The 17,669-nt window shown below is 72.0% G+C and carries 14 protein-coding genes and 1 pseudogene; 9 read left to right on the top strand and 6 right to left on the bottom strand.

The window, feature by feature from the left end; genetic code table 11:
- Positions 1–3 precede the first annotated feature (3 nt).
- Positions 4–1,278 carry a Clp protease N-terminal domain-containing protein gene (locus ODJ79_RS26525; RefSeq protein WP_263026301.1) on the bottom strand — a complete coding sequence of 425 codons (1,275 nt, stop codon included), beginning with the start codon at positions 1,276–1,278 and terminating at the stop codon, positions 4–6.
- 91 nt (positions 1,279–1,369) lie between these two features.
- Here ODJ79_RS26525 and ODJ79_RS26520 point away from each other — a divergent pair, with 91 nt between their 5' ends.
- From ODJ79_RS26520 to ODJ79_RS47195, 6 genes and pseudogenes are all read left to right on the top strand, one after another.
- Positions 1,370–2,371 carry a phosphatidylinositol-specific phospholipase C gene (locus ODJ79_RS26520; RefSeq protein ID WP_263026300.1) on the top strand — a complete coding sequence of 334 codons (1,002 nt, stop codon included), beginning with the start codon at positions 1,370–1,372 and terminating at the stop codon, positions 2,369–2,371.
- A gap of 54 nt (positions 2,372–2,425) precedes the next feature.
- On the top strand, positions 2,426–4,072 hold the full coding sequence (locus ODJ79_RS26515; RefSeq protein WP_263026299.1) for a sensor domain-containing diguanylate cyclase: 1,647 nt from the start codon (positions 2,426–2,428) through the stop codon (positions 4,070–4,072).
- Positions 4,073–4,258: 186 nt separating this feature from the next.
- Positions 4,259–5,389, top strand: a complete 1,131-nt coding sequence (locus ODJ79_RS26510) for an NAD(P)/FAD-dependent oxidoreductase (RefSeq protein WP_263026298.1) — start codon at positions 4,259–4,261, stop codon at positions 5,387–5,389.
- On the top strand, positions 5,386–6,267 hold the full coding sequence (locus ODJ79_RS26505; protein WP_263026297.1) for an RNA polymerase sigma-70 factor: 882 nt from the start codon (positions 5,386–5,388) through the stop codon (positions 6,265–6,267). Before ODJ79_RS26510 ends, ODJ79_RS26505 begins: the two co-directional genes overlap by 4 nt.
- A gap of 30 nt (positions 6,268–6,297) precedes the next feature.
- Positions 6,298–7,092, top strand: a complete 795-nt coding sequence (locus ODJ79_RS26500) for a phosphatase PAP2 family protein (RefSeq protein ID WP_263026296.1) — start codon at positions 6,298–6,300, stop codon at positions 7,090–7,092.
- Positions 6,984–7,292: pseudogene (locus ODJ79_RS47195) on the top strand (hypothetical protein); the annotation flags it as partial. The gene ODJ79_RS26500 and the pseudogene ODJ79_RS47195, both read left to right, overlap by 109 nt.
- Positions 7,293–8,473: 1,181 nt before the next feature.
- Here ODJ79_RS47195 and ODJ79_RS26490 read toward each other — a convergent pair.
- From ODJ79_RS26490 to ODJ79_RS26480, 3 genes are all read right to left on the bottom strand, one after another.
- Positions 8,474–9,952, bottom strand: coding sequence for a mannitol dehydrogenase family protein (locus ODJ79_RS26490; RefSeq protein ID WP_263026294.1), 1,479 nt, complete (start codon positions 9,950–9,952; stop codon positions 8,474–8,476).
- 251 nt (positions 9,953–10,203) lie between these two features.
- Positions 10,204–10,968, bottom strand: a complete 765-nt coding sequence (locus ODJ79_RS26485) for an enoyl-CoA hydratase/isomerase family protein (protein ID WP_263026293.1) — start codon at positions 10,966–10,968, stop codon at positions 10,204–10,206.
- On the bottom strand, positions 10,968–11,411 hold the full coding sequence (locus ODJ79_RS26480; protein ID WP_263026292.1) for a hypothetical protein: 444 nt from the start codon (positions 11,409–11,411) through the stop codon (positions 10,968–10,970). Before ODJ79_RS26480 ends, ODJ79_RS26485 begins: the two co-directional genes overlap by 1 nt.
- A 69-nt stretch (positions 11,412–11,480) precedes the next feature.
- On the opposite strand from ODJ79_RS26480, the gene ODJ79_RS26475 reads away from it, so the two are divergent.
- The gene (locus tag ODJ79_RS26475; RefSeq protein ID WP_263026291.1) at positions 11,481–11,915 is read left to right on the top strand and encodes a DUF3592 domain-containing protein; all 435 of its coding nucleotides are present in this window, start codon (positions 11,481–11,483) and stop codon (positions 11,913–11,915) included.
- A 541-nt stretch (positions 11,916–12,456) separates the two neighbouring features.
- Here ODJ79_RS26475 and ODJ79_RS26470 read toward each other — a convergent pair.
- Positions 12,457–13,911 carry an XRE family transcriptional regulator gene (locus ODJ79_RS26470; protein WP_263026290.1) on the bottom strand — a complete coding sequence of 485 codons (1,455 nt, stop codon included), beginning with the start codon at positions 13,909–13,911 and terminating at the stop codon, positions 12,457–12,459.
- 141 nt (positions 13,912–14,052) lie between these two features.
- On the opposite strand from ODJ79_RS26470, the gene aceA reads away from it, so the two are divergent.
- Positions 14,053–15,330: an isocitrate lyase gene (gene aceA, locus ODJ79_RS26465; RefSeq protein WP_411267376.1), complete on the top strand. Its 1,278-nt coding sequence runs from the start codon at positions 14,053–14,055 to the stop codon at positions 15,328–15,330.
- On the top strand, positions 15,331–16,959 hold the full coding sequence (gene aceB / locus ODJ79_RS26460) for a malate synthase A (RefSeq protein WP_263026288.1): 1,629 nt from the start codon (positions 15,331–15,333) through the stop codon (positions 16,957–16,959).
- 50 nt (positions 16,960–17,009) lie between these two features.
- Here aceB and ODJ79_RS26455 read toward each other — a convergent pair whose 3' ends face one another.
- Positions 17,010–17,642, bottom strand: coding sequence for a DUF4386 domain-containing protein (locus tag ODJ79_RS26455; protein ID WP_263026287.1), 633 nt, complete (start codon positions 17,640–17,642; stop codon positions 17,010–17,012).
- Between the last annotated feature and the right edge of the window lie 27 nt (positions 17,643–17,669).

Genomic DNA, 17,669 nt, shown 5'->3' with positions numbered 1-17,669 from the left:
AGCCTAGCGTTCGCGGACGCGCGCGACCGCCTCCCGCACCTGCGCCGCACCGATCGAACTGGACTCGGGCGCACCCGCGCAGGCCTCGTCGAGCAGGTCGATGGCCGCGGCGGGCAGGGTCCCGAGCTCGGCGGCCAGCGAAACCACCAAAGGCAAAAGCTCAGGATCGATACGTACGTGATGATGCTCCACCAACCGCAGTCGAGTCCCCTCCAGCATCTGCACCGCTCGTGCCACGTCCGGGACGTCGACCGTCACGCGCTGCACGACGGCGGCCAGCCGGGGATCCCGGGTGAGCTGCTCGCGAAGAGCAGCCGGCGTGGCGGTCGAGATCAGCTGGAGCTCCCGCCGTTCCATCGCCGCCCGCACGAACGCGCCCAGCAGCCCGCCGTGGTCGCCCGGCATGCCCGCGAACGGGGCCAGCTCCTCGGTCACCACGATCGCGTCGCCGCGCTCGCGGATCGAGGTGAGCAGCGAGGTGACCCGCCACTCCGCCTCGGCACGGTCGGACGCGCCCATCGCCAGCAGCCCGAACTCCACGATGTACAGCTTGCTGTCGCGCAGGTGCCGCGGCGCCTCGCCGCGCGCGATCAGCTGGGCCAGCCCCTCGGCCACCGCGAGCCGCCCCGAGCCGGGCTCGCCGGTGAGGATCGCGTTGTTGCGGGTACGCCGGCTGAGCACCCGGATCAGCCGGGCGATCTCGTCGTCCCGGCCGGCCACCGGGCTCAGCCGGTCGAGCCGGGCCGCCTCGTCGAGGCTGCGCGCGTACCGGTCCAGCGCCGGCACCGCCCGCGCGAGCCCCAGCGGAGCGGCGAGGGGCGGCACGGCCGGCGGGGGAGCGGGGTCCGTCGCGCTGCGCTCGAGCACCCGGGCCCGCAGCCGGTCCGGGTCGTGGCCCATCTTGGTGATCAGCCGGACCGCCGCGCTGTCGTGCTGGGTCAGGATGCCCAGCAGCAGATGGTGCGGGGCGATCGTGCCGTCGCCGTGCTTCATCGCCTGGCGCATGGCGAGCTCGAGCGACTTCTTGACGCGCGGCGTGAACGGGATGTGCCCGCCCGGCGGGTCCATCCCGCGCCCGATGGTCGTCTCGATCTCCCGGCGGAACGCCTCGGGGGTCAGCCCGGCCTCCGTGAGCACCGGCGCCGCGACGACGTCGCGCAGGTCGGCCACGCCGAGCAGCAGGTGCTCGGTGCCGATGTAGTTGTGCGAGAGGAGGCGCGCCTCCTCCTGCGCCAGGACCACGACCTGGCGCGCCCGATCGGTGAACTTCTCGAACATCGGCGGCTCCTGACGCCGGGAGGGGCACTCTCGACGGTAACCGAAGGCATGCCCCTTCCGCCGCTCCGGATCGATCGATATCTTTCCCGGCATGAAGGTCTCGCGGGTCGCCGCCGCCCTGGGAATCGCCGCCGTCCTGATTTCCAGCCCGGAACCGGCCTTCGCGGCCGACGCGTCCTACCGCACGCTGAGCTCCGCCGCCAACCCGGACTGGATGCGCGGCCTCGCCGACTCCCGCAGCCTGGCGAGCCTCTCCGTCCCGGGCACGCACGAGACCATGGCGATCCACGGCGGCGCGTGGACGCAGACCCAGGAGGACTTCGGCGACAGCGGGGGCACCCTCGCGGCGCAGCTCACCGCCGGGATCCGCATGATCGACATCCGGGCGCGGGTGAACGACGGGAACACCTTCACGATCCACCACGGCGCCTCGTACCAGAACGCGAACTTCGACGACGTGCTCGGCCGGCTAGCCACGTTCCTGGCGGCGCATCCGGGGGAGACCGTGCTGATGCGGCTCAAACAGGAGTGCACCGGCGAAATCGGTTCCTGCACCGACGCCTCGGGACAAAACAGCTTCACCCAGATCTTCGACTCCTATGTCGCTGAAAACCGGGCATTGTGGTGGACGCCCGGTGTCTCCGGGGATGCCGCAATGCCCACGCTCGGCGAGGTCCGCGGCAAGGTGGTGCTCGTCGTCATGAACGGGGCACACGGCGGGCGGTTCGCCGGCTACGGCCTCGCCCAGTTCGCCGACTGGAACGACGGCAGCTCCACGTACGTCCAGGACAACTACAACGTCCCGAACATCGGCGCCATCGCCACCAAGCGCGACCAGGTGCGCCGCTTCCTCGACGCCACCAGCGCCGGCGACCCGGCCAGGATGTACGTCAACTTCGCCAGCGGCGCGAGCGTCTTCGCCCAGCCCCAGTCGGTGGCCGGCGGCGCGCTCGGCGTGCAGGGAGTCGACCCGTTCCTGCTGATCTACCTGAACCAGGGCCCCGACGTGCACACCCCCGTGACCCGCACCGGCGTGCTCATGCTCGACTTCCCCGGTGGCGGCCTGATCAACAAGATCATCTCATTTGACTGATCAAACGCCTCGTCCGCGCGCCCCTGCTGCCGATAGACCCGGCCAGGAGGGGCGATGAGCGACATCACACGCCAGGTGGCGCGGCTGCTCGAGCGAGCGCAGACTGGGCATGCCCGGGAGGCGTTGGCCGAGGCCGAGCGCGTGCTGCGCGGTGGCGACCACGCGGGCATGCACTATGTCCGGGCGATCGCGCTCGTCAACCTCGGCGAGAACCCGATCCCGGCCCTCGACCTGATGGCCCGGGTCGCCGAGTGCGAGGGCAGCCCGGGCTGGCACGCCTGCGCCCTGGCCACCCGCGCCTCGATCGAGCTGCGCACCGGCGACACCGACGACCCGGACGGGGTGCTGCACGACCTGGTCACGGCCGAGATCGGCGCGGTCGAGGAGACCGAGCCGATCGCCGCGGTCAACGCTAGGGTCGGGGTCGCCATCGGTTACTTCGAACTGCGCCTGTACGAGCTGGTCGGCCCGCTCTACGACGCCGCGTACGAGATGAGCCCGCCCGGCAGCGGCAACCGCGCGATGTGGCTCTGCAACCAGGCCGAGCTGCACCTGTTCTGGGCGCTGGAGCTCTACCAGATCGGCGAGGGGGCCGCCGCCGAGGCGCACACCGCGGAGGCCGAGCGGTACGCCCTGCGCGCCGTCGAGGAGGCCGACGGCCCGGACGCCGCCGCCTGGCGCGACCACGCGATGCTCGCCGCCGCCTGCGCCCGGGCCGACCGGGACCACCTGACCGGGCGGCTCGCCGACGAGATCTCCGACTCGCTCGCCGCGCTGACGGCCCGCGGGGTCAGCCCGAGCTCGCTGGCCTACTCCCGCCCGTTCCACGCGGTGGCGCTGCGCCGCTCCGGCCGCCCGGACGAGGCGCTCGACGTGATCGAGCGGGCGGTCGCGACCCTGACGCCGGACGCCGGCTGGCTGATCGAGTCGGTCACCCACCGCACCCGCGCCGTGCTGCTGGCCGCCCGCGGCTCGTCCGACGCCGAGGTCGGCCTGGCCTACGGCGACACGCTGGCCCGCGAGATGTGGCGGCAGCGGCGGCGCACCCTGCAGACGGTCGCCGCGATGAAGTCCCTCGAACTGCTGCGCGTCCAGCACGACCAGGCCGCGCTCGCCGCCACGCTGGACGCGCTGACCGGGGTCGCCAACCGGGGCGCGTTCGACCTGGCCGTCCAGCAGGCCCAGCAGCACCCGGCCGACCTGATCACCGTGCTGCTGGTCGACACCGACAAGTTCAAGCAGATCAACGACACGGCCGGGCACGCGGCCGGCGACGCCGCGCTGCGGGCGATCGCCACCGCGCTCTCCGCCCAGCTGCGCGACGCCGACCTGCTGGCCCGGGTCGGCGGCGACGAGTTCGCGGCGCTGCTGCCCGGCGTCGACGCGGCCGGGGCGATCGGCATCGCGCAGCGGATGGCCGAGGCGGTGCGCCGCCTGCCGGACTGCCCGGCGACGGTGAGCATCGGGGTCGCCGTCGGGTACGCCGGCGACCTGCCCGAGGCGATGCGCCGCGCCGACCAGGCGATGTACCGGGTGAAGCGGCGCGGCGGCGACGGCGTCGAGGAGTGCTCGGCGCGGCGGGGCGGCGACGGCGTCGAGGAGTGCTCGGCGCGGCGGGGCGGCGACGGCGTCGAGGAGTGCTCGGCGCGGCGGGGCGGCGACGGCGTCGAGGAGGGCTCGGGGCGCGTCCGCGCGGCCTGACCGCGACCCCGGTCACGTCCGGCGGGGCGCCCGCGTCGGTCCGGCAGTGACCCCGGTCGCCCCGCGGGCCACCCGCGCCGATCCGACCGTGAACCCGGTCGCGCCTGGCAGGCCGCCCGCGCCGGTCCGGCCGTGACCCCGGTCACGTTTCGTCACGCCCGGGTCGGCCGCCGGCATCTCGCGGGCATGACCGAAATCGTGATCCTCGGCGCCGGTTACGCCGGCCTTGCCGCCGCCGTCCAACTCGCCGCCCGCACCCGCCACGACGACACCGTCCAGGTCACGCTGGTCAACGCCACCGACCGCTTCACCGAGCGGCTGCGCCTGCCGTTGACCGCGACCGGACAGCAGGTCGCCGACCTGCGCCTCCCCGGCCTGCTCGCGGGTACCGGCGCCCGCTTCGAGCCCGGCTGGGTCACCGCGATCGACCTCGCCGCCCGCACGGTCACCCTCGACGACCGGAAGATCACATTCGACATCCTGGTGTACGCCCTGGGCAGTGTCGCCGACACGGCGGCCGTGCCCGGGGCCGACGAGCACGCCTACACGCTGAACTCCTTCGACGATGCCGCGGTGCTCGCCGGGCGGCTGGCCGGCGCGTCGGACGTGGTGGTCGGCGGCGCCGGCCCGACCGGCGTCGAGTCGGCCGCGGAGATCGCCTCGCGGTTCCCGCACCTGACCGTCACGCTGGTGGGGCGGCACGAGCCGGGCGCGGCGATGCACCCGATGGCGCGGGCCCACCTGCGGGCGGCGCTCGACCGGCTGGGGGTCCGGACCGTGCGCGCCGAGATCCGCAAGGTGCTGCCGGACGGCGTACACCTGGACGGTGGAACCCTCCCCGCCGACCTGTTCCTCTGGGCCGGCGGCACGCGGGTGTCGCCGCTCGCCGCGGCGATGACCACCGACCCGCGCGGCCGGATCGTCACCGACGCCGCGCTGCGGTCGGTGTCGCACCCCTTCGTGTACGCGGTCGGCGACGCGGCCGCGATCCGCCAGCCGTACGGGATCATGCACGGCACCTGCCAGAGCGGGATGCCCACCGGGGTGCACGCCGCCCTCTCGATCCTGCGCGAGCTGAACGGCAAGCAGCCCCGGGCGTTCCGGTTCGGCTACTACCACACGCCGGTCAGTCTCGGCCGCCGCGACGGGGTCGTGCAGTTCACGCACGGCGACGACTCGCCGCGCCGGCTCTATCTGACCGGCCGGCTCGCCGCGCGGTACAAAGAGATCGTGACCGCGTCCCCCTGGCCCACCTACCGCCGGATGCGGCGGATGCCCGCCTCGGCCGCGTTCTGGCCGCGCGGGAAGCGCGCATGAGTGACGACGTCTTCGAGCGGCACCGCACCCTGCTGTTCGCGGTCGCGTACCGAATCCTCGGCACCGCCGCCGACGCCGAGGACGCCGTGCAGGACGCGTGGATCCGCTGGTCCTCGGCGGACCGGTCGGAGGTCGCCGACCCGAAGGCGTACCTGTGCCGGATCGTCACCAACGAGGCCCTCGCCCGGCTGCGCGAGGCCCGCCGCCGGCGCGAGGTCTACGTCGGCCCGTGGCTGCCCGAGCCGATTCGCACCGACGCCGCGGCGACCGCCGACCCCGACTCGGTCTCGATGGCGATGCTGGTCGTCCTGGAAACTCTCAGCCCCGTGGAACGGGCCGTCTTCGTACTGCGCGAGGTCTTCGCCTTCGACTACGACGAGATCGCGGCGGCGGTCGGCCGCACCCCGGACGCGGTACGCCAGGCCGGTCACCGGGCCCGCGCGCAGGTCCGGGCCCGCCGCCCGCGGTTCCCGGTGGAACGGCCCCGGCAGCGGGAGGTGACCGAGCGGTTCCTCGCGGCGGCCGCCGGGGGCGACGTGAACGCGCTGATGGAACTCCTCTCGCCGGACGTGACACTGTGGACCGACGGCGGCGGCAAAGTGCGCCAGGCCCGGCGCCCGATCGTCGGCGCGGCGACGGTGGCGACTTGGTTCGCCGCGCTCGGCACGGCCACCTACCAGGGCGTCGCGCCCGCCGACATGCGCGCCGAGACCGCCGAGATCAACGGCGGGCCCGGGGTGATCTTCCGCGGGCCGGACCGGGTGATCGCCACCGTGACCTTGGACGTCGACGGGTCGGGGCGCGTCGTCGCCATCCACAACGTCGCCAACCCCGACAAACTGCACACGATCGCCGAGGGCCGGACCTACGACGTGTAGGCCGGCCGCGGATCGGGTAGAGCGCGACGCATGTCCGAGGTCATGTACTACGCCAAGCGCATCCTGCCGCCCCTGGTGGCGCTGCAACTCGGGATGATCGGGCTCGGGCTGCTGATCACCAAGGTGCTGGCCGGCGTGTGGCCGTTCACCGTCGAGGACGGCGTCAACCGGTACTTCGCCGCGCACCGCACCGACTCGCGCAACGCGGTCACCGAGTTCTTCAGCCTGGTGGGCAGCACCCCCGTGATCATCGGGGTGACCTTCGTCGCCGCCCTCGTGCTGCTCCGCACGCTGCACAGCTGGCGGGAGCCGATCTTCCTGTGCGCGGCGGTGAGCGCCCAGGCGATCGTCTTCTTCTTCACCACGCTCGTCATCGACCGGCAGCGGCCCCGGGTGCACCACCTCGACGCCTCGCCGCCGACCTCCAGCTTCCCGTCCGGGCACACGTCGGCGGCGTTCGCGCTCTACGCCGGTCTCGCCCTGATCCTGGCCGGCCTGGTCCGCCGCACCTGGGCGAAGTGGCTGTGCTGGCTGCTGGTGCTGGTCCCGGTCTGCGTCGCGACATCCCGCCTCTACCGGGGCATGCACCACCCCAGCGACGTCACGGCTTCCTTCCTCAACGGCGCGCTGTGCATCACGATCATGGCGCTGGCCGTCCTCCGCCCGGCGGCGCACGGCTCGACGGCGCACGGCTCGGCGGCGCGCGGCTCGACGGCGCACGGCTCAACCGCGCACGGCTCAACCGCGCACGGCTCAACCGCGCTCAGCCCAGCGGCGCGAACCGGATCTTCGTCACCGCGACCGGGGCGTTCGGCGCCCCGGTGACGGCGGGCTTGAGCAGGACCTGGTCGACCCCGCCGTGCTTGGCCGCCACGTCGGCCGGCACGACCAGCGTCGGCGCCGGCAACCGTTGCAGGTCCTTGAAGGTGACCTCCATGGTCAGCGTGTTCGGCGACACCGGTACGACCTGCAACGCCCCGGCCGGCTTGTCCGCCAGGAAGGCGATCAGCATCGGCACGCTGTGACACTTGGTCGGGTCGTCGGCCGTGCTCGACGTCAGGAACCGCAGCCCGGTCGTGGGATCGGTGACCACCGCGGTGCTGCGCGCGTTGTCGCAGCCCGGCACCGCGATCGTGCCCGGGTCGGCGCTGACCAGGAAACCCTGGTTGCGGAACGCGTCGCTGGCGACCACGCCGTCCTTCGGCGCGGTCAGGTCGACCTCCTGCACACCGCCGCCGTTCGCCGTCGCGGCCGAGCTGACCGGCGCCGACGACGGGGCCGCCGCCGAGGACTGGACCGGCGGCGCGGCCGAGGCCGGGGCGGACTGGACCGGCGGCGCGGCGCTGGCCTGCGTGGGCGCGGCCGTAGCGGCCCCGGTCGGCGCGGCCGTCTGGGTGGCCGCGGTGTTCGCCGCCTTCTCGGTCCCCTTCTTGATCAGCGCGGGCACCGCGATCGCCGCGGCCAGCACCACCACGCCGGCCGCGATCCCGCCGATCTTCGCGAACTTCGTGGCCAGCCGCGGCTGCTGCACGAACGACGCCGTACTGGTCACCGGCACGGCGCCCATCATCTCGGGGCTGGCCGTGATGGTGAGCTGCCGCTGCTTCTCCCGCTGCCACGGCAGCGGCGCCGAGACCGACAGCAGCGCCCGGGCCGACGCGCTGGGCGGCAGGTCCAGATAGGCCGGCTGGAACACCGTGCTGACCCGCCGCTCCGGGTCGGTCGCGCTCAGGTAGAGCCGCACCGGCGCGTTCCCGCCGTTCGCCACCTCGATCGTGAACTGCCCGCTCTTTCCGCCGTTGACCACCTCGGGCGTGGTGCGCAGCGTGATCTGCTCGACGCTGGCCAGCTGGATCGGCACCTCGACGCAGCGCGACACGTCGTGCCGGTACGGCGAGCGCACGAGCGCGCCGACCACATAGGTGCCGGCCGGCGGCGGAGGCTGCACCGGCAGTGTCACCCGCACGGTGAGCGTGGCGCTCTCGGCGGGCCGCAGCTTGGCCACCTCGGGCTCGGCCCGCACGGTCGCGCCGTCGGGCAACCCGACCATCTCGACGCCGTAATGCTCCACGATGTCGCTCGCGTTGCGCACGGTGACATCGAACTGAAGATTGTCGCCGGGGGAGGCCTCGGCCCGCTCCGGCGCGACGTTGACACGCAGCGGCAGGGTCACCGGCTCATGCTGTCATCCCGGCACAACCTGCGGCTACAACGTTCCCGACACGAGATCTTCGAGGGTCGCTCGCGCTCCTTTGTGGTGCAGGCTCGACAACACCGAGGTGTACGCCGAGACGAAGCGCTCGTTGTCCGCGAGATCGCCGAACACCTCCCGGTCCTCGATGAACGCGGTCGGGTGCTCGCGTTGCCGGGCGGCCGACGCCATCAGCCGGTCCCTGAGCTGGTCGACGATCTCGATCGGCTGCCCCTGCTCGTCGACGCCCTCGTCGTAGCGGGCCCAGGAGGCCACGATGGCGGTGGAGAGCAGGATGTCGCCGCCGGTCTCCAGGTTGCGGCGGATCACCGGGAGCAGCCACTTCGGGATCCGGTCCGAGCTCTCCGCGCACAGCCGGGCGACGGTGTCGCGTACCTGGGCATTGGAGAACCGGTCGATCAGCTGGTGCCGGTACTCGCGCAGATCGACCCCGGGAACCTCGGCCAGCGTCGGGGTGGCCTCGCGTTCCATGTACGCCAGGAGGAAGCGCGCGAACAGCGGGTCCTGCGCGGCATCGTGCACCAGGCGGTAGCCGGCCAGCCAGGCGAAATAGCACAGCCCCTGGTGGGAGGCGTTCAACAACCTCAACTTCATCAGCTCGTACGGGATGACCTCCGGCACCACCTGCACGCCGACGTCCTCGAACGGCGGCCGCCCGGCCCCGAAGCTGTCCTCGAGGGCCCACTGGGTGAACGGCTCGCACACCACCGGCCAGCCGTCGTCCACACCGAACCGGTCCCGGACCTGCGCCCGATCGTCGTCGGTGGTGACCGGCGTGATCCGGTCGACCATGCTGTTCGGGAAACGGACCTCGGCGGCCACGTAGGACGCCAGTCCCGGGTCGCGCAACCCGGCGTACGCAACAAAGCTTTTCCTCGCGGCCTCGCCGTTCCCCTGGATGTTGTCGCAGCTCATGATGGTGAACGGCGGCACGCCGCGCTCGCGTCGCCGCTCCAGGGCGGTGGTGATCAGCCCGAAGCTGGTCCGCGGCCGGGTGCCCGGCTGCAGGTCGTGGCGGACGTCCGGGTTGTCGGCCATGAACTCGCCGGTGACCGCGTTGAAGTTGTACCCGCCCTCGGTGACGGTCAGCGACACGATCCGGATCTCGGGCGAGGCCATCTTCTCGATCACCGCCTCCGGATCGTCCGGGGCGTAGAGGTACTCGACGATCGAGCCGATCACCCGCGCGTCCTGCCCGCCGTCGGGCGACTTGACGACCAGCGTGTAGAGCCCGTCCTGCCGCCGCAGCACGTCCCGCATCCGCTGGTCGGCCGGCATCACCCCGACGCCGCAGATGGCCCAGTCGTGGGCCTTGCCCTCGGTCATCAGCCGGTCCAGGTACATGGCTTCGTGGGCGCGGTGGAAGCCACCCACCCCGAAGTGCACGATCCCGGCCGTCAACCGGGACCGGTCGTAGGACGGAACGGTGAGATCCTTCAGGTCGGACAGGGTGGCGTTGCTGAGGGGCAGCATCTTCGGTGACCTCCCGGCGGTGGGTGGGGTCGTTTCGGGGTAACCCACAGCATCCCACCGGAACCGCTTGGTCACCGGCTGACCGCTTTGGTCGCCGTGCGGGGGGTGCTTCCCCGGGTTGCGGCCGCGCTGCGGGGTGGCGCTGCCCCTTGGTTGCGGCCGCTCCGCGGGGGTGGGGCTGCCTTGGGCCTCGGTTGCGGTCGCCCTGCGGGGTGGCGCTGACCCCGGGGCTGCCCCGGTTGCGGCCGCGGTCAGGGCCAGCGGGGTTCGCGATGTTCGGTGAAGGCCCGGACCCCCTCGCGGCGGTCCTCGGAGAAGACGGTGGCGCGCCAGGCGGAGTCCTCGATGTCGAGGCCCGCGGCGAGGTCGACGTCGAGGCCGCGGCGGATCGCGTGGCGCGCGTTGCCGACCGCGACCGGGGAGTTGGCGGCGATCTGCCGAGCCAGTTCGGTGGCCGTCGTCCGGTCCGCCCCCGCCGGAACGAGCCGGTCGATCAGCCCGAGCCGGGCCGCCTCCTCCGCGGCGACCCGCCGTCCGGTGAGGATCAGGTCGGCCGCGACGCCGTACCCGACCCGGCGCGGCAGCAGCTGCGTCCCGCCGCCACCCGGAACGATGCCGAGCCGCACCTCGGGCAGCCCGACGACGGCCGACTCGTCCGCGACGATAAGGTCGCAGCACAGGGCGAGCTCGTAGCCGCCGCCGAGCGCGTACCCATGAACCGCCGCGACAACCGGCACCGGCATCTCCCGGAGCGCCCCGAACGCACGGCGGAAGACCAGCCGCTGCGCCATGAACTCGGCGTCACTGAGCCGATTCCGTTCCTTGAGATCGGCTCCGACGCAAAACGCGGACGGCGCGGCCGAAGTGAGTACGACGGCGCGCGCGTTGCTCTCCCGAACCACCCCGGCCGCCTCGATCAGCTCGGACGCCAGCCGGGTGGAGAGCGCGTTCCGCGCATCGACCCGGTTCAGCCGGATCTCGGCGACCTGCCCGGTCTCAACCAGAATGTCGGCCATCAGCCGTCGGTGCCGGTCGGGTGCGCCGGGCCGGTCGCCTCCGAGACACCGGCGCCGTGAACTGCAAGCACGGAGATCCGCCGTCCCGCCGTCCCGTCGGTCACCAGATACGACGCGGTGAGCCGGTTGAACTCGCTCCCGTCCGCCCGCTGCCACGCGAAGGTCCCGCGAAGAAGCGCCGAGGTCCGATTCACCACGGTCACGTCGACGCCAAGCACCTCGGTCTGGTGGTACCCGGCGTCCCGCATGGCCACGATCTGCGGTTGCACCCCCGCGACAACCTGCTCCGCGCCGCCCAGCGCGAAGAACCCGCCATCGGTCGTGATCAGCAGCGGCACCCCGTAGTAGTCCAGCAGCGAGTCGGTCTCCCGCTCACCCCGCCCACAGGCCGCATACGCGACGAGATACTCCCCGAACCAGCGCTCGACACCCTTGTCGTCCACAGCCGACGACCCTACTCCGCACCCCACACCGTCCCGAGATGGTGGCGTAGCCCCGCTACAGTCCCGCCCATGATCGACGACGACCAAGGGTTCGAGCTGCTGGCCCGGTTGTTCCTGGTGATCGTCCCGACCCTCGTGGCGCTCTTCGCGACCGTCGCCGCCGCTCGCAAATGGCTGCGCCACCGCCGCCTCACCGCCGAAGGCTCCCGCGCCACCGCCGTCGTGACCGGCAACCAACGCGAGTCCCACGACCAGGGCCGCCTCCTGTTCCGCCCGGTAGTCACCTACCACACCGACACCGGCCGGGAGATCAGCACCGTCCTCGAAGAACTACCCCACCACCGCGAACACCTGACCGGCACCGAGTACCCCATCGCCTACGACCCGTCCGCCCCCGACCGCCCGATCGTGGCCCGAGGCATCACCGCCGAACTCATCGCCCTGCTCGCAGTCGCCCTCGTCTTCCTCGCCTTCGCCGTCCTCGCCTACCACTTCACCCGCTGACGCCCCGCCCTCTCCGCTGACGCCCCGCCCTCTCCGCTGACGCCCCGCCCTCTCCGCTGACGCCCCGCCCGCCCGGCCGGCCGATGCCCACCCCGCCCGTTGCCCCGCCCCGCCTGTTGCCCTGCCCAGCCCGACCGTTAGCCCCCGCCGCGGCCGTTGCCCGTGGACCCGCCTCCCTGGAATAGATTGCCGATGAAGGACCGATTGGGTGACGTGGCAGGCTGCGCGCCGGCGCTGTAGAAACAGCCGTCCAGCAAACGCTGCGCGTGATCCACCTCCTCGACCTCGACCCGGACTGACGAGCGTCCTGATCGCCGATGGCCGGCCCCGCGGCCACCGGCACCTTGCCGTGCTGGACTTCGACGGCTGGCCTGCGGACGCCGCCACCCAGCCGTGCTGGTCCTCGACGGCAGGCCCTGCGGACGCCGCCACCGAGCCGTGCTGGTCTTCGACGGCAGGCCCTGCGGGTGCCGGCACCTGGCCGTCCTGGTCACACTTTGGTTACCGGGATGAGGGCGCCGGGGCGGGTCCGCGTGCCCCCTCACCCGTGGGCGCGCCGCTCCAGGAACTCGTACACGTCCTGGCTGTCCACGCCCGGGAACGTCCCCGGCGGCAGCGCCGCCAGCAGGTGCGAGTGCACCCGTGCGCTTGGCCAGGCGCTCCCGGCCCAGCGCCGCACCAGGTCCGCCGGCGGCCGACGGCAACAGTCCGGATCGGGGCAGCGCGACACCGTCCGTCGCGTCGTGTCCCCACCACGGAACCAGCGCGCGTGCTCGTACGGCGTCCCGACCGTGACCGAGAACTCGCCCGACCGCGTCGACTCGATGTGGACGGTGCACCAGTAGGTCCCCGCCGAGGTGTCGGTGAACTGGTAGAACGACGAATACGGGTCGTCGGCCTGGAAGATGGTGCGTGACGCCCACTTGCGGCAGATCGGCTGGCCCTCGATCGACCCGGTCACGTCGGACGGGAAGCGCACCCCGTCGTTCTCGTACGCCTTGTAGACGATCCCGTTCTCGTGCACGCGGGTGAAGTGCACCGGGATCCCGAAATGGTGCGTCGCCAGGTTGGTGAACCGGTGCGCCGCCGTCTCGTAGGAGACCCCGAACGCGTCCCGGAAGTCGTCGATCGCCAGCGCCCGGTCGGCCTTCGCCTCGCGCAGGAACTCGACGGCGAACTTCTCCGGCATCAGCAGCGCCGCCGCGAAGTAGTTGGCCTCGACCCGCTGACGCAGGAAGTCCCCGTAGTCGGCCGGGTCGTTGTGCCCGAGCACGAAGTGCCCGAGTGTCTGCAACACCACCGCCCGCGGATCGTGCCCCTTGCCGCTGGCCACCTGCGGCAGGTAGATCAGCCGGTTTTTCAGGTCGGTCACCGAGCGGGTCGACCCGGGCAGGTCGTTCACGTAATGCAGCGAGAACCCCAGCGACGCCGCGATGTCGAGGATGCCGCGCTGCGACAGCGGCCCGGTCGTGTACCGCACCGACTGCAGCACCTTCGCGGCCGCCGCCTCGATCTCGGCGAAGTAGTTGTTCCGCTCGCGCATGTTGACCCGCAGTTGTGCGTTCGCCTTGCGGGCGACCTCGGGTGTCGCGCTCTGCTCGGCGAGCACCCGGGAGAGCTCGCGATGCATGCCCACGAGCGCTTCGAGGGCATCCGCCGGCAGCCTGCGGCCGCCGCGGACCATCGGCAGACCCAGCGCCGTGTACGCCGTTCCCTGCTGGAAGTGTGCGAGTTCGATCTCGAGTCCGGCCCGCCGGCTCGGCGCCTCCGGCCGGAGCAGGTCCTGCAACGAGACCCCCAGGGCCGCCGCGACGGCCTGGAGCACCGAGAGCTTGGGCTCGCGCTTCCCGTTCTCGATGACGGAGAGCTGCGACGGCGCCCGGCCGACCGCCTCGCTCAGTTGCTCCAGGGTCATGCCCTTGGATTTGCGCAGGTGCCGGAGGCGCTGGCCGAGGGTCACCAGGTCGACGGAGCCGTCGGAAAGTGAAGCGGTCACGGGTTTCACGTTATCAGAAATTCTGCGTTTCTTCTGTTCACAAACGCCTCCCAGACCCCTTGCGCGATGAGCGACAGTCGAGTTCTTCCACCGAGAAGGAACGCGACAGGGTAGGAAAGGGATATTTCGATGACTGATCAGCTGACCGAAACCAGGGGCGGTACCGCTGCGGACCTCACTTTGGCGTGGGCCGGCGATCCCCGGTGGCTCGGCATCAAGCGCAGCTACACCGCGCAGGACGTCGTCAAGCTCCGTGGCACCGTCCAGGAGCGGCACACGCTCGCCGAGCGGGGCGCGCAGCGGCTGTGGGAGCTGCTGCACAGCGAGGACTACATCAACGCGCTCGGCGCGCTGACCGGTGGCCAGGCGGTCCAGCAGGTGCGGGCCGGCCTCAAGGCCATCTACCTCTCCGGCTGGCAGGTCGCCGCCGACGCCAACCTCTCCGGGAACACCTACCCGGACCAGTCCCTCTACCCGGCCAACTCGGTGCCCGCCGTGGTCCGCCGGATCAACAACGCGCTGATGCGCGCCGACCAGATCGACACCGCGGCCGGCCGCTTCGACCGCGACTGGTTCGCCCCGATCGTCGCCGACGCGGAGGCCGGGTTCGGTGGTCCGCTCAACGCGTTCGAGCTGATGAAGGCCATGATCGCCGCCGGTGCCGCGGGCGTGCACTGGGAAGACCAGCTGGCCAGCGAGAAGAAGTGCGGCCACCTGGGCGGCAAGGTGCTCATCCCGACCGGCCAGCACATCCGGACGCTGAACGCGGCCCGGCTCGCGGCCGACGTGCTCGGCGTGCCCAGCCTGGTCATCGCCCGGACCGACGCGCTCGCGGCCGACCTGCTCACCACCGACGTGGACGAGCGGGACAAGCCGTTCCTCACCGGCGAGCGCACCGCGGAGGGCTTCTTCCGGGTCAAGAGCGGCCCGGCGCCGGCGATCGCTCGCGGTGTCGCCTACGCCGACTACGCGGACCTGCTCTGGGTCGAGACCGGCAAGCCCGACCTGGAGTTCGCCCGCGACTTCGCCGAGGCGGTGCACAAGGAGCACCCCGGCAAGATGCTCGCGTACAACTGCTCGCCGTCGTTCAACTGGAAGAAGAACCTGGACGACGCCGACATCGCCCGCTTCCAGAAGGAGCTGGGCGCGATGGGCTACAAGTTCCAGTTCGTCACGCTGGCCGGCTTCCACGCGCTCAACCACTCGATGTTCGAGCTGGCCCGCGGCTACGCCGAGACCGGCATGACCGCGTACGTGAAGCTGCAGGAGGCCGAGTTCGCCGCGGAGGCGGACGGCTACACGGCGACCAAGCACCAGGCGGAGGTCGGCACCGGCTACTTCGACGCGGTGTCGACGGCCCTCAACCCGGACAGCTCGACCACCGCCCTCAAGGGCTCGACGGAGACGGAGCAGTTCTAAATGGGCAACGAAGAGGTCACCATCACCGGCACGACGGAAGGCCGCTACGCCGAGATCCTGACCCCCGAGGCCGTCGCGTTCGTCGTCGCGCTGGACCGTGAGTTCGGCGCCCAGCGGGTGCAACTCCTGGAGCGCCGCCGGCGCCGTCGGGCGACGCGCACGGAAGAGCTGGACTTCCTGCCGTCGACCGCTTCCATCCGCGACGACGCGTCCTGGACGGTGGCGCCGCCGGCCCACGACCTGCTCGACCGCCGCGTGGAGATCACCGGTCCGCCGGAGCGCAAGATGACCATCAACGCGCTCAACTCCGGCGCGAAGGTCTGGATGGCCGACTTCGAGGACGCCACGGCTCCCACCTGGGAGAACGTGGTCCTCGGCCAGCTCAACCTGCGGGACGCGCTGGACGGCACGCTCGACTTCACCGCGGCCGACGGCAAGGAGTACAAGGTCAACGGCTGGACTCCGACGATCATGGTGCGGCCCCGGGGCTGGCACCTGCCGGAGTGCCACCTGCGGATCGGCGGCCGGGCGGTGTCGGCCACGCTGTTCGACTTCGGTCTCTACATGTACCACTGCGCGCAGCGCCAGATCGACAACGGCAGCGGGCCCTACTTCTACCTCCCGAAGCTGGAGTCGCACCTGGAGGCCCGCCTCTGGAACGAGGTCTTCGTCTACGCCCAGGAGCAGCTCGGCATCCCGCGCGGCACCATCCGCGCCACCGTGCTGATCGAGACGATCACCGCGGCGTTCGAGATGGACGAGATCCTGTACGAGTTGCGCGAGCACTCGGCCGGCCTGAACGCGGGCCGGTGGGACTACCTGTTCAGCATGATCAAGAACCGGCCGGACGTGGTGCTGCCCGAGCGGTCCCAGGTCACGATGACGGCGCCGTTCATGCGGGCGTACACCGAGCTGCTCGTGCGCACCTGCCACCGGCGTGGCGCCCACGCGATCGGCGGCATGGCCGCCGTCGTGCCCAGCCGCGACCCGGTCGCCGCGAAGCGCGCTCTCAACCAGGTGCGCCAGGACAAGCGCCGCGAGGTCGGCGACGGCTTCGACGGCTCCTGGGTGGCACACCCCGGCCTGGTGGCGACCTGCCGCGACGTCTTCGACCAGTGGCTGGGTGACGAGCCGCACCAGATCGTGCGCAAGCGCGAGGACGTGCGGGTCACCGCCCAGGACCTGCTCGACGTCAAGGCGATCGGCGTCCAGGTCACCGAGGTCGCGTTGCGCAACAACGTCAGCGTCGCGCTGCGCTACATCGCGGCCTGGCTGGGCGGGCGTGGCGCCGTCGCGCTCGGCGGCCTCATGGAGGACGCGGCCACCGCCGAGATCTGCCGCGCGCAGCTCTGGCAGTGGATCCACGCGAACACCCCGACCGACTACGGGGTGCCGGTCTCGGCTGCCCTGGTCACCCGGATGCTTCGCGAGGAACTGGACGTGCTCAGCGAGACCGGCGCCCTCGACGAGGACGCGGCCCGCCGGTTCGGCCAGGCCCGCACCCTGCTGACGGTGCTGCTCACCGAGCGCACCTGCCCCGAGTTCCTGACCCTGCCGGCATACCTGCGGCACATGTCCGGCGGCTCGGCGGCCCCCGCAACGACCGAGCAGGCTCCTGTCGCGGCCTGACCGGACGGAAGGAACGGCGCGGTCCCGGCACTGGGCCGCGCCGTTCCACGTCACGGCCGGACTCCCTTCACGATCAGCCAGCCGGCGAAGACCATCTCCTGAACGCCGATGGGCGCCGCGCACACGGCTTGCGCGGCGGGAGGCAGCGGCCCGTACAGCTCGGCTACGCCCCGCAGCAGCAGGAGGCATCCGCCGGCCAGGCCCCACCAGGCCAGCCACCGCGGCACCTGACCGCCGCGCAGGAGCAGAACGTTGAGCACGACCGCGCTCACGGCGAAGACCAGCACCGTGCCGAGGTGGTAGGCCCACTCCCGGGTATGCAGCACCGCGGCGCCCAGCCCCGCCGGCCCACCGGACCCGATCAGGGACGTCATGACCAGCGCACTTATCGCGCCGACCAGGATCAGCAGGCCCTCGATCGTGCGGACCGCCGTATAGAGCACGGCCCAGCCCTCGCCGGCCGGCCGCAGCACCGGTAGCAGCAGCGCCGCGATGGCCACGACGGAGAGTGCCAGCGTCACCTCCAGCAGGGCGCCGGTGACCAGCTGGGCGTGCGGCGCACCAGTAATAAGGAAGTCTCGTCGCTGGACGGGCAGCAGCAGCGAGCCCCCGGCGACGGCCGTGGCCGAGGCCGCGATGAACAGCACACCCACCAGGCGTGCGGATGTCTTCGATGCAGGCATGCCACGAGGTTCGTCGCTCGGCGCGGC

It is taken from the genome of Actinoplanes sp. KI2 (assembly GCF_025630775.1).
Lineage (GTDB): Bacteria > Actinomycetota > Actinomycetes > Mycobacteriales > Micromonosporaceae > Actinoplanes.
This window is presented reverse-complemented; position numbering and strand designations above follow the sequence as displayed.